The sequence below is a fragment of the Paenibacillus sp. CF384 genome (assembly GCF_900106745.1).
Lineage (GTDB): Bacteria > Bacillota > Bacilli > Paenibacillales > Paenibacillaceae > Paenibacillus_Z.
In genome coordinates this window covers 47022-59490 of sequence record NZ_FNNV01000013.1, presented here as the reverse complement: position 1 = coordinate 59490, position 12469 = coordinate 47022, and the positions used below count along the sequence as shown (strand labels likewise).

General features: G+C 49.3%; 9 protein-coding genes. 4 read left to right on the top strand and 5 right to left on the bottom strand.

The window, feature by feature from the left end; all coding sequences use genetic code 11:
* Positions 1-297: 297 nt before the first annotated feature.
* Positions 298-966, top strand: coding sequence for a PDDEXK family nuclease (locus BLW29_RS20155; RefSeq protein ID WP_090982906.1), 669 nt, complete (start codon positions 298-300; stop codon positions 964-966).
* Positions 967-1059: 93 nt separating this feature from the next.
* Here BLW29_RS20155 and BLW29_RS20150 read toward each other — a convergent pair whose 3' ends face one another.
* The 3 genes from BLW29_RS20150 to BLW29_RS20140 all read right to left on the bottom strand — a co-directional run bounded on the left by BLW29_RS20150 (position 1060) and on the right by BLW29_RS20140 (position 5159).
* Positions 1060-1854, bottom strand: a complete 795-nt coding sequence (locus BLW29_RS20150) for a diguanylate cyclase (RefSeq protein WP_090983176.1) — start codon at positions 1852-1854, stop codon at positions 1060-1062.
* Positions 1824-4208 (bottom strand): PAS domain S-box protein, encoded by a 2385-nt coding sequence (locus tag BLW29_RS20145; RefSeq protein ID WP_090982904.1) that lies wholly within the window; start codon positions 4206-4208, stop codon positions 1824-1826. Before BLW29_RS20145 ends, BLW29_RS20150 begins: the two co-directional genes overlap by 31 nt.
* 165 nt (positions 4209-4373) lie before the next feature.
* Positions 4374-5159, bottom strand: coding sequence for a phospholipase D-like domain-containing protein (locus BLW29_RS20140; protein ID WP_371264759.1), 786 nt, complete (start codon positions 5157-5159; stop codon positions 4374-4376).
* A gap of 175 nt (positions 5160-5334) precedes the next feature.
* Here BLW29_RS20140 and BLW29_RS20135 point away from each other — a divergent pair, with 175 nt between their 5' ends.
* Genes BLW29_RS20135 through BLW29_RS20125 form a run of 3 tightly spaced genes read left to right on the top strand, consistent with a single transcriptional unit; the run spans position 5335 to position 8965 of the window.
* Complete coding sequence (locus BLW29_RS20135) at positions 5335-6750, top strand: spore germination protein (protein ID WP_090982902.1); 1416 nt, start codon at positions 5335-5337, stop codon at positions 6748-6750.
* A 9-nt stretch (positions 6751-6759) separates the two neighbouring features.
* Positions 6760-7854, top strand: coding sequence for a GerAB/ArcD/ProY family transporter (locus BLW29_RS20130; protein ID WP_090982901.1), 1095 nt, complete (start codon positions 6760-6762; stop codon positions 7852-7854).
* The gene (locus BLW29_RS20125; RefSeq protein WP_090982899.1) at positions 7847-8965 is read left to right on the top strand and encodes a Ger(x)C family spore germination protein; all 1119 of its coding nucleotides are present in this window, start codon (positions 7847-7849) and stop codon (positions 8963-8965) included. The genes BLW29_RS20130 and BLW29_RS20125 overlap by 8 nt, the downstream gene beginning before the upstream one ends.
* Here BLW29_RS20125 and BLW29_RS20120 read toward each other — a convergent pair.
* Both BLW29_RS20120 and BLW29_RS20115 read right to left on the bottom strand, forming a co-directional pair.
* A complete protein-coding gene (locus BLW29_RS20120; RefSeq protein WP_177186726.1) occupies positions 8960-11509 on the bottom strand; it encodes a glycoside hydrolase family 2 protein in 2550 nt (849 codons plus the stop codon). The two genes, BLW29_RS20125 and BLW29_RS20120, sit on opposite strands and share 6 nt — an antisense overlap.
* A gap of 184 nt (positions 11510-11693) precedes the next feature.
* A complete protein-coding gene (locus tag BLW29_RS20115; protein ID WP_090982895.1) occupies positions 11694-12455 on the bottom strand; it encodes a DUF5692 family protein in 762 nt (253 codons plus the stop codon).
* Positions 12456-12469 lie beyond the last annotated feature (14 nt).

The window sequence follows — 12469 nt, the reverse complement described above, 5'->3', positions numbered from 1 at the left end:
TTGCAGAAAATACAACATTCCCCTACCTTTTCCTCTCTAGAGGGGACTTTCCCTTATTATTGTTGCAATTTTTGCAACATTCGCTTCGAAACTCCTTCACCGTGCGCTAAGTGTTGCAGAAACTGCAACTTTTGACTGCATCTGAGAGACAATGCCTGGAGTTAATTCACTCATTCCTCTTGCAGACTGTCATGTGTTATAATTTACCTAGACGAAGAACGTCCTATTTAGCCGAGTGCGGCGATGGGGTGTTCTTTTTTATTTTAATAGGAAAAAAGAAAGGAAGAGGTGGTTAACATGCCGGACTTTGAAGAGGAACATGCGCGATTGCTGGAACGACATCTGTCCAAGAGATCAGGCGAGCGTAGAGGGAGATTGTTAAGAGGGCATCAACATGCGGAGAAACTATTGCTGCAAAATGTTTGGTGGCCGCTATTTGGCAGCTTCGATCACTTGCATCCGGAATATGAAATTCATGATTGGAACCGCAAGTCTCAGTTTCTGGACTTCGCATTCCTCCCGCCTTACGGACGTTTTGGCTTGGAATGCGACGGCTATCAAAGTCATATCAAAGATATGGACCGAGAGAGCTTCAGCTATTCGCTCAATCGCGATACTTATCTCACAGGAATGGGCTGGAAAATGATCCATTTCTCATTCGATGATGTACAGAAACGTCCGGATGTCTGCCGCATGCTGCTACAGCTGGTTATCGGCCCACATTTGATTCGAACACCTGCTTCCCTATTGCTTTCGCCAGATGAAAAGGACGTTCTTCGATTCGCAATTCAATTGGGTAAACCTATCCGAACACGGGATGTGATGCTTCAATATCAAATTAACTTCCGAACTGCTCGAAAGCATCTGCATAATCTGTCCGTTCAAAATCTACTGCGACCAATCAAACCTAACAGCTATGTCAGTTGCTACGAAGTAACAGATCGCGCGGTACTGCATGTGATGTAGCTTTACAGTATCAACTAATGGTTAACATCAGCTCGATGCTTTATTTCCTCCCAACAAAAAAAGCCCGAACCCGGGCTTTCTTTGTTCCAACGATCATCCTTCCGACATGGATGCTTCCAATTGTTCATAAACCGCGACGCGGTTACGTGTCTTCTTCGCTTCATAGAGGCATTTGTCGGCGTAGGCGACCACCATCTCTTCGTCTTGATCGAAAGTGGGGATCAACGTCGCCACTCCCAGACTGATTGTCACATAACTGCTCACGGTCGACTTGCTGTGAGGGATGCGGTTATTCTCCACGCGTACCCTTACGAACTCCGCCAATTCGGCCGCCTCTTGTTTCGTTGTATTCGGAAGCACAATGCCGAACTCTTCGCCGCCGTAACGAGCGATGAAGGATTCCGGTACCTGTAGCGAATCCCGAATTTCGGATGCGACCGTCTTGAGGCACATATCGCCGCCTTGATGACCGTAAGTGTCATTGTAGCTTTTGAAATAATCGATATCCAGCATAATGAGCGACATCGGCACTCCAACAACCGCATGTTTCTCCCACTCCACGCGCAGCTGTTCATTGAAATATCTGCGGTTGTACACGCCTGTCAACCCATCCAAGGAGGACAGCTTCCTCAGCTCGTCGTTAGCCAGTTGAAGCTTGGATTCCACAGCAATCCTGCCGGTAATATCCGAGAGCGAGACCAGGACGCTCGTAATCTGTCCCCGACTGTCCAGAACCGGCGCAGCATTACAGGATACGATGACCGTGGACTCGTCGGCTCGTTTATACACGAATTCGGAATTGGACACGACTTGGCCTGTACGAAACACATGCGCAACCGGATAATCCGCCTTCGGAATTAGATTTCCGCTATTGTCGAACAGAACCATGCATCATCCGCATAAGTCCGACTGAGTATCGCTTCTTTATCCAATCCGAAAATATCCTCAGCCATCTGGTTGGCCATCGTAATTTGACCGGAGCCATCCACGACGACAATCGCATTCGGGACGGTTTCGATAATGGTGCTTAGGCGCGATTCGCTCTCTTTTGCCGCATGCTCGAGCTCTTTACGCTGCGTCACATTCTGGAAGTAAATCGACAGTCCATCCTTCGACGGATAAATATGCACCCCGTACCAAGCTTGCATGAACGGAAGATACTCCTCCGTAAAGATCGGCTGCTGCTTGTCCATCGCTTCGCGATACGAGCCGAATATGGCAGTTCCGATGATCTTAGGGAAACAATCCCACAGCAGATTGCCCATAATGCTCTCGCGATTCTTGCCAAGGATTCGCTCAGCTTCACTGTTCACGTAAGAAAACGTCCAGTCATTGTTCAGTGCCATAAACGCATCCGTAATACTTTCCAATATATTATTCAAGCGTGCCTGCGTCACCTTGAACGCTTCCTCTGCCTGCTTCAACTGCGTGATTTCTCGGCTGACGGACACGACACCTTTCACTTGGCCACCGTTATCAAGGAGTGGTGAGTACGAGGTTTGATGATAGGTAGAACCTGTTGGCGAGCTGATCGACCAGTCGAGCACGGTGTTTCTCTCAAGCAGCGCCTTGCGCTGGGCTTCTTCATGAAGACCTGCGTTGTCGGCATTAAGCAACTCATGAATGGTTTTGCCGGAATAGAACGCATGCGGATCATGAATAATGGAATCCATGGATCTGCCGTATATCCCTGTGAGCTTCAGCTCCCTGTCAAAGGTAGACACCACTTCGTCCATCGACCCGACCAGCAGTCGAATCCGTTCTTCATTCTCGATCATGGCCTGCTCAACCGCACGCTGCTCCGTAACATCGATGCCGATGCTTATAATCGAATCACGCTCGCCCTGCTGCCCTCTCAGAATCGTATTGGACCAAGCAATCAGCCGAAGCTCTCCTGTCCGTGTTCGCCAATGATTCTCGTGACGAGTCTTCCCGCTCGCATTGATCAGGTTATAGAAATGTACGCGGACGGCCGACTGTTCTTCAATCGGAACGAACAAATCAAAGATCGAACGCCCCTGCACCTCTTCGGAAACATGACCTGTAATTTGTTCACAGCTATGATTAAACCGAATGATATGACCATCCGAATCGATGACGACAACAAGAGAAGCAGCCGTCTCGATGATCGAATTGACAAAGTTTCGTTCCGTGCTGATTGCCCCGATCTGCTCCAATATCGTATCCGACATGGAGTTATACAATCTGCACAGCTGCTGGAATTCCAATGTCGTGTTTCTGAATACTTCCGGTTCGATACGGTAAAGGTATCCGCCTTCTTTGATCTGTTTCACGCCTGTTAACAGATGGTTCAGCGGATCGGTAATCTTCTTGGCCGTTCGAAACATGATGAACACCGCTGCCGCCATCGCGAGCAGAATGAAGAGACTCGTATATTTGAGTTCTGCATAGAGCGAAGCGAATACGTCCGCCTTGGCCGCTTCACCGATTACAAGCCATCTGCCGTTATTCGCATAAGTGTACGCACCATAGACGGTTTCACCACGGTAGTTTGTATAAGCGGACTTGGACTTGCTGTTCGTCTTTGCCCTGTCTATGATGGCAGAATCAATCGCCTTCGAATCGAATTCAACCGTTCCTGCTCCTGCGCCTGTAATCAATTGATCATCATCCGAATCGACCAGGTAGGTCTGTCCACTCTTGCCGTACACGAATTGCTTCATTAAATGCTCGATCGTCGTAAGATCAACCGTACCCGCGACAACGCCAATGAACTGTTGATTCGCGTCTCGTACTGGAGCGGCGAACACGATGATCCGCTTGCCATCCTTCCTTGATACGATTACATCGGATATGGACTCTTGGCCTTGCTGCGCGGCAATAAAATAAGGACGGTCCTTCACATTCAATTCACTCTTCAATAAAGCGCTGTAGCCTTCATGATCGATCAAGCCCATCGCTTTAAATTCTACATGTTTGCTCTGGGATAAGGTAAGAATAGCTCCAATTTCAGAAAGCTCCCAATTCTTCACAGCGGACAGGCTGGCAATCATGCTGATTTCCGACATGCGTTCAGACATCCATTTATCAATATACTGCTGCTGCAGTCGAATCGTTTGTTCCAATTGATTATGAATATCGCGTTCTTGATGATCCTGTTCGAAGTAGGAGAAGATGGCTGTACAGAAAACGCCGACGATGAGAACGAAAACGACACCAAGCATACGGAGTCTGCTGTTTAACAGTTGGAGCTTTATTCTTTTCTGAAGAAAGGTTCTCATTCGCAGTCAACTCCCCAGCTGTAAGTCCCAAACATATTTATCCTTCTTTTAGCATTTATTCGACATAGATTCGAGCAAATCCTCTAAGCGAAACTTTAATATTTGTCGAGTTCTGTCGAGGAAATACGCATTAAAATAGCCCGCACGAGGCGGGCCCACTCTGATCTATTTCTCACAAGCAATGCCGTCACGATCTCCGTCAAGCTTCGTACTGTAGCCGGGATCGCCTTTGCGCAGCTGCGCTTTGCCGGCTTCCTTGACGGCAGCGCAGCTCCGATAAACAACGGTCTTGTCTGATGCTGAATTCGCATCCGGAGCAACAGCGGAATTCTCCGCTTCATCAGGCGGAGTTGTAACTTCAAGCGCATCCTCTGCAATGATCGGCGTTATCGCTTGAAACCCACCCGTGTCTTCCCACATCTCTTGAAATTGCGCTGCGAAGGACTGGGCAACCTCGCTGTTTCGAAGCACCATCAGCACTTCATCGTTATCGGTGCTGGCCGATTTCGAATAATTGAACGAACCTGTCGTCGCTATTGCGCCATCGGCTATCGTCATTTTCAAATGCATCAGCCCGCTGTGCTTGTTGATCTTCATCGGAACGCCCGCGCTGCCGAGCAGCTTGAGCGCTTCCTTCTGTGCTTTGCCGCCTGACTGCGTCTTGTCGGTGATGATACGAACGGCAACCCCGCGCTTCTTCGCCTTCTTGATCGCATCTACGATGTCCGGCTTCGTTAAGCTATAGATCGCGATATCAAGCGTGGTTTCCGCGTCGTTGATCACACCGATAAGCAGTTGATCCGGCTGTCCGCCGTCCTGCGTAAACGCCCATTCCGCTTCGATGTCTTTCACGGTAGAGGGCTGTGACGACGAGGAAGAGGCATACATAACGCCTACCGCGGCACAAGCTGCCAGGATAATAACGGATAGAATGTATTTCATGAGTTTCATGGGGAAAAGCTCCTTCACTTGCCCGTTTTATGCTAGTTTACCACGAAGAGGCAACCATCAGCCAACAGTCCTTCGCCGCAATGAAGACAACTCGATCCAGACGCCTCCTTGCAATTGCATAAAAATCCCAGATGTTCTTCATACTAACGGAAGGCCATTATAGGATAAGAAGAAAGTGTGGAATTTCCTGATGAAGGATGCTGAGAAGACAACCGAACCTGAACTGCTTAGCAGAACGCTTCAAGCGCTCGACCATTGTGCTGACCTCGTACATCAGAATTTCCCCCGTCACGCCATAGACCTCATCTATTTCGCTCATCTGACGGGAAAAGAACAACTGCGCAAAGATGTGCTTGAGCCGTTCGGCACCGTCGACAACCATCAAGCACAAATCGAAGAGCAGCTGACGCAATCCCACTATGTTCAAGCCACATCATCAGAGCAGCTGACGCAAGGCATACTTGGCGGGCAAGTCGCCATTTACTACAGCGGACAAGCCTATCTATACGACTCGTATTCGCCCGATACCCGCTCCATCACGTCATCGGATACAGAAACCGTCATTAGCGGACCGCAGGATTCGTTCACGGAATCACTAAGCACGAATTTATCCCTCATCCGCAGAAGACTTCAAGACGCACGGTTAAAATCTCTTTCCTTCAAGCTCGGCAGCAAATCAGGTTCGTCGATGTCTCTGCTCTATCTCGAAGGCGAAGCCGATCCGGGGGATGTGCAGCTGATGTGCGAGAAGCTGCGCGGCATTCAGACCGATACCATTCTTGATACGAATACGCTCACGCAATATTTGGATCCAAGGAGTTTCATCGTTTTTCCGCAGTTTCTCACCACTGTACGTCCGGATGTTGTGGTGAGCAAGCTCACAAACGGCAAGATGGTCGGCCTGCTGGATGGAAGCCAGGTCGCATTCAGCGCACCTGCTACTTTCTATGAATTCTTCTCCTCGTCGGACGATTATTATTTGTCTTGGCTCGTCTCATCCGCAATCCGGCTGCTGCGATATATCGCCTTGTTCATCACGCTGGGCTTCACGGCGTTCTATGTGACCGTTGTCACCTACCACTACGAGATGATTCCGCCTTCGCTGCTCAATAACCTGATGGAGTCTCGTAACAAAGTCCCGTTTACGCCTCTCATGGAAGCCATCATTATGGAGTTCACCATAGAGCTGCTCCGTGAAGCAGGAGCCCGTCTTCCGACTAAGATCGGGACTACCATCGGCACCGTTGGAGGAATTGTCATTGGCCAAGCTGCCGTACAAGCCGGGATAACAAGCAATATTCTGATTATTTCCGTTTCGATTTCCGCAATCGCGTCCTTTGTCATTCCAAGCTATTCCATGAGCTCGGCGATCCGGTTATTTCGGTTCGGAATCATTGTACTGGCTGGTTTACTCGGCAACTTTGGTCTCGTTATCGGGTTTGCCTTGTTCGTCATCCAGCTCTCAGGTAAGAATGCGCTCGGTAGTGCAGGCAGCTACATGTCTCCTGGCAATTGGCTCGATATGATCGTACGTGCTCCGGTGCAATGGATAGATAAAGCCAGAAAGCACGCCAAATCCTCCTCACGCTAGGAGTTCCATATGAATGAGAAACTAAAGTTTTCACAAACCGTCATCCTGGCAATCACATTGCAGTACGGCATTATTTCGTTCGAAATGCCGCGCTTGCTCGCGGAGGAATTCGGCTATAATGGGTGGTTGGCTTTATTCGGATTCGGTGCCATTTCCTCTTTAAATCTGTGGTTGATTGCTTTCGTGTACCGGTACAGCAATGGTGTCAATATATACACGATCGCAAGACGCGTTCTTCCTGCCGGTATCGTGATTCCTCTCTTCAGCTTGCTTACCCTGCAATGGACCGTGCTAGGCGTCCTGATCAGCAAGCAATTTCTGCTAATCTTGCGCTCCACTTCGTTTCCTACAATAGAGCCTCTCTACTTGTACATCCTACTCGGAGCTCTCATTCTATTGTTGCTGAGCAAAGGCATCATCGGCATCGCAACCACTACTGTGATCTTCTTCATTTGTATGTTCTGGCTGGTTATCTTGGTTCCGGAAACGCTGTTCAATCAATTCAACTTCACTCGCTTCACACCTTATCTGTTCAAAGATGGGGCTTTTACCTTAAAGGGTATGTTGAACATCTATTTTGCATTTTTAGGCTACGAATTATGTCTATTGCTATTTCCCTATTCAGGCAAAAAGACTCGATTAATGACTGGTTTTCAACTTGCAAACCTCATTGTGACGCTGCTTTATTGTATCTCGGCGATCCTAACTTTCAGCTTCTATAGCTTTGAACAGTTACAGCAGCTCGCATATCCGTCTTTAAATACGTTATCCTTTATCCGTTTCCCGTTCGTGCAGCGGGTAGATGATCTCATCTTCAATCTCTTTATGCTTCGAGCACTTATCATTACGTCCATGTATCTTTGGGCGGCAATTGAATTGGTTAGGAATATGGTGACAAGCGTCAAGAAGCGGGTTATTCCTTCTTTGGGAATGGCGATTCTCGCTGCAATCATCGCGCTGTGGAATCGAGGTGATTTGCAGAAGACCGAACGATGGCTTTACTTTCTGGGCATGGTAGAAATCGGAATCGCGTTTCTACTGCCGGCTTTGCTGCTTATTCTCATCACTATTCATCATTGGAAGGAACGGCGAAAACATGTATAGACGAGGATTTATGCTGCTTTTGCTCCTGCTTCTAACGGGATGTATCAAAGAACAAAAGCTTGAGGATCTGGGAATGGTAAACAGCGCTGCTGTCGATGCGTTGAAACAAGAGGATGGCGATTCGAATGGAAAGAAAATCACAGTTGCCGTCGGCATCCCCCGTATTGGCCTTGGGGGACAGACAGAAGTGACCAATCTGCAAACGGAATCGGAGTCCACGAAGGAAGCTCGCCGCAAGCTATCACTCAAAACGAGTCAAATCCTCGTCTCCGGTCAGCTGCAAAATTTGATATTCGGCAAAGACCTGGCAGCATCAGGTCTATTGCGATACTTGGACTCTTATCGTCGGGACTATTCGGTTGGCGAAAAGATTCATATTATTATTGCAAATGGGAGCGCGGTAAAGTTACTCACGGATCAATACCCTGGCATCCCCTCTATTAGTGAACATATTAGCACTCTCGTTGAGCAAAAGGGGAAAATAAACGAAGCGCCGCCTGGCCGCTTATATGAATTTGTGCGCGATTATTACGATGACGGTATCGATCCGATTCTACCGCTCATTGCACAGGAGAAGGACTATGTAGAAATTGACGGAATTGCACTGTTTGATGGCGACAGCTATAAGGGAAAAATAGCTTCCGACGAATCTGTTCAATTCTTCTTGCTGCTTAGATCCATGAAGAACGGTGAACTGCTTATCAAATTCACCAATAGTGCTAACGGCTCGCATGAAAGAGCCATGCTCTCTCAATTAATAACGAAACGCTCCATCTCCGTCAAACAGGTCGACGCTTCCTACAAGGTCACGTTAAACGTCCGAGTTAGCGGCATTATTCTCGAATATGACGGCAATCAGAAAATAAACAAAGATAAGGCCTTCACGCAGATGGAGCAAGACATGTCGAAGGCGCTGCGCGAAGAATTACAGCTTATTGTTAGCCGGCTGCAAGCGCTTGGTACAGACAGTTTAGGTATCGGCAGCGCCGTACGAAACAGCATGTCCTATGAAGATTGGAAACGTTTCGATTGGAGGACCATCTATCCTAAACTGCCTGTGACCATTAACGTCGATGTCAATATCCGAGATGCGGGGATGATTCAATCATAAATTCATGCCCTCTACGTAGAACTGCTCCGGCGTCACCGGGCCCTCCATGGAAGTTACGGTGAGCTGCTCCCCTGGAAGCAGCATCAAATAATTGCGATCGAGATGGATAAGCTGACTGGCATCTCGCTGGATCAAAAACACGCCGACTGCCGCCGTCTCTGAAATATTAGCCAAAACAAGCTGTTCAGGCAGTGCCCCTTGTCGCACTCGAACTGCTGCCTCGGGCAATCTCCTCACAGGCTCAAGCGGACAAACCGCATTCGCCGTAAACAGATACTCATTCGTTGCAACCTGCTGATTATGCTCATCGCATACAGCCAATCGCAAGATCAGCACAGAGCCGGGAACATCCACTACCTGCCAATCCAGCTTGCCAATCGTTCCGTTCAAGCGACCACCTTCTGCCAAAAATCGCTGGCTTTGAAGCACCGCGCCATCTGCCTGCACCAGATGCACATCCACCGCAAACGGCACTAGCTCCTGATCGGCCCGATCCGCGTGCAGGAAAATCTCGCAGCCTAACGACTCGCCTGTACGATAAGATAGACGATCATACTGGGCAGAAACATGCAAACCGCCAAATACTTTCTTCATCGCATAGTAAACCGGCTTCGGCATCCCGTCATATTCCAGCATGGAGGTGTTGGCATTGTTGGCGAACGGTTCATTGCCCATCCAGATCATAAATCCCGAAGATTTCGGCTCTCTTCGACGTGTCGCCTCCGCCATGTACCGCAGCGATTCCAGCTGCAAATAGCGGCTGGCCTGACAATACTGCTCCAGTTCATCCCGCTCCTTATCCCACGGACCAAACATATCGGAGAGCTGCTCCCACTGAATCCACCATGCGCCGCGGTGCAGCCAATAGGCGTTCTCCTTCGTCGGCGGCCATGGGGACATGCGGTCAGCTAACACGCGAATCCGCTCCGCTCTTGAGGCTCCGGGCGTTCCTGTCTCCGTCTGCACCAAGCTGTCATTATGATTAAAGAATCGGTAATGATTCTCCTCGCCCAGGTACAACCACGGTCCATGAACATCATGATGAAGCCCTTTGCCGAACTCCTCCTCGGTTGCGCCGAATCTCGGGCCGGATGCGCTTGACGGGAAGAACTGACGACCGGGGTCCAGTTCTTCTACCAGCTTCTTCAGCATCGCAATGTTCCCATGTCTCTCGTCGACAGGAGAGAAATTTTCCCACATCAGCTCATTGCCTCCGCACCACGCCATCAAACTCGGATGCGAGCGCTTCTCGATAACAGCTGCACGAGACACGCTCGCCAGCTCCTTCAGAAATGCAGCATTGTCCGGCGGACAGTTGTTGAGCCCGCTTGATGATTGCAGAAACTCCTGCCAGACCAGAAGGCCATGGCTGTCACAGTACGCATAGAAATCTTCCTTCTCCGTAATCGCTCCGCCCCATACGCGGACTACATTCACGTTCATCGCCTTGAATCGACCTAGATAATGCGCATACTGTTCACTCGTTACGCCACCAAAGAACGGCGAAATGGGGACCCAATTCACGCCATTTAAGAATACCCGCACGCCGTTCACAAGCAGCGTATAAGGCAGTGCATCCGCAGGGGAGTCCTCGTTCTGAACGAACTGAAGTGTGCGAAAAGCAACTGTCTTCACATCTGCAGCACATAATCTGCCTTCCGCATCATAAACGGTGACTCTCGCCTGATAGAGCGGATGATCCCCATAGCCGTTTGGCCACCAGCGGCGAACAGCCGCAATGGACATTTCATGCTCTATGCGATGGATTCCGCCGCGACGAAGCTCATAGATCTTCTTCTCGCTATGTACGATATCGCCCGCTGCATCGACTACTTCATAAGCCAGCTTATAGCTGCCGGGCCGCCAAATCTCAGCTTCCAAACGATACAACACTTTACCGCCGTCACCATCCTCAGCCGGAACAGCCTTCGGATAGTAATCATTCAGCTTCAGCGCAGAGTGAGTCTGCAAACTTACGTCCTTCCATATCCCAACAGGCACGATGCGCGGACACCAGTCCCAGCCGTAATTGAAGCGAGACTTCACCTTGCTGATCTCATTCGAGTACCCAATCTGCCCATCCACTTCAGGACTCGGCAAGAATACAAGCTGAAGAATGTTCTCATTTCCCGAACCTACACGCAGCTTCGTCGCAACATCAACGGTTACCGGAAGAAACATCCCTTCGAATGCTGTAATTTCCTCGCCGTTCAGATAGATGAGTCCCCTATAATCCAATCCTTCAAACACCAATTCGCATCGGTCCTGCATCCAGCCATCCGGCACCTCGAACCTTCGCTCATACACCCAATCCCGATTGTTCACCCACTCCAGCTCCATGCTGCGCAAGCCTTCGTTCGGATCGGGCAGCCAGCCCGCCGCGATTAAATCTCGTTGCACTGCCCCTGGAACTACAGCCTTAATAGCCGGGAGCATCGGATTGATGCTAAAGCCCAGCTCCATGCTCATGCCAAGCTTCCACTGGTTGCGATTCCATCCGGTCACTGTCCATTCACTGCCGCTAAGCTCTATACGACTGCTCATTAACAAGCCCCGCCTTCCGCTCTTCTCGCTCTCCTTACTTTCCTGCTGTAAACGCTTCATATTGCTTATTCAATTCGTCAACGATGACTTGTCCTCCTGCTTCCGTGGCTGCAACACGGTTTATAGCGATGACTGCACAAAAAAGCCGAGAAAGTCTCAGGGACTCTCTCGGGCATAAGATTCGTTACCCTATCCATACCATTACCAGCGTTAGCGCACTGAGCAGCACGTTGACAACCATCACGATAAGCTGCGTTGGTTTCCGTTTAACCTTTGTAATGAAAGCATTGAGCGAATCGTTCCGGAGGTTCTGTTCGAGGTAGCTTTTGCATGAAATTTGAAAAATCCCCGCAACCGTCAAGCTGTTCGCTCGCATGATCAGCCACAATCCCGGATTCCAAGCTCCGAGCACGATCAGCATGGGGGCGATAAGAACCGCAATATGGTAGAACCCGATTTGCTGCTTGAAATTGTAAATGACAAAGTTCCAATTCCATAGCGTGTAGGCAATCGCCCAGTAGATCATGGCTTCGTTGGTCGTGACGTAATACGTTCCGAGCCACTCCCCTTGAAGAACGAAGGAAGAAGCGATTAGTGCAATGCCCGAAATCACGTTGTAATAGCTGCGATTCTTGTAATCGGTCAAAGTCGCTTCCAAGATATTGATGCGCAGCAGCCACACAATGGTTGGGACAAGCCAATTGTCCGGGAAGAAACCTAAGAAGGTCACCACTACCAATATTCGGCCGATCAGCAGAGTGGAAAGTTTGAGCTTTTCAAAAAAATCAGCTTTCAAGACCAATAAAATCACGATCGGAACGACAACATTAATGATGCCATTCCCATAGAGCGGTGAGAATGCGGTGATGACCGTTCCGCCGATGATGACAGCCAGAATGATCTCAAACAGAATGGATTGCGGTAGCTGTGCCGGCTTCATTGACATTGGAATTCCTCTCA

Coding starts and splice junctions, on each gene's coding strand:
- BLW29_RS20115 (WP_090982895.1), bottom strand. CDS start 12,455: ATGTCAATGAAGCCGGCACAGCTACCGCAATCCATTCTGTTTGAGATC.
- BLW29_RS20145 (WP_090982904.1), bottom strand. CDS start 4,208: ATGAGAACCTTTCTTCAGAAAAGAATAAAGCTCCAACTGTTAAACAGC.
- BLW29_RS20155 (WP_090982906.1), top strand. CDS start 298: ATGCCGGACTTTGAAGAGGAACATGCGCGATTGCTGGAACGACATCTG.
- BLW29_RS20150 (WP_090983176.1), bottom strand. CDS start 1,854: ATGGTTCTGTTCGACAATAGCGGAAATCTAATTCCGAAGGCGGATTAT.
- BLW29_RS20130 (WP_090982901.1), top strand. CDS start 6,760: ATGAATGAGAAACTAAAGTTTTCACAAACCGTCATCCTGGCAATCACA.
- BLW29_RS20120 (WP_177186726.1), bottom strand. CDS start 11,509: ATGAGCAGTCGTATAGAGCTTAGCGGCAGTGAATGGACAGTGACCGGA.
- BLW29_RS20125 (WP_090982899.1), top strand. CDS start 7,847: ATGTATAGACGAGGATTTATGCTGCTTTTGCTCCTGCTTCTAACGGGA.
- BLW29_RS20140 (WP_371264759.1), bottom strand. CDS start 5,159: ATGAAACTCATGAAATACATTCTATCCGTTATTATCCTGGCAGCTTGT.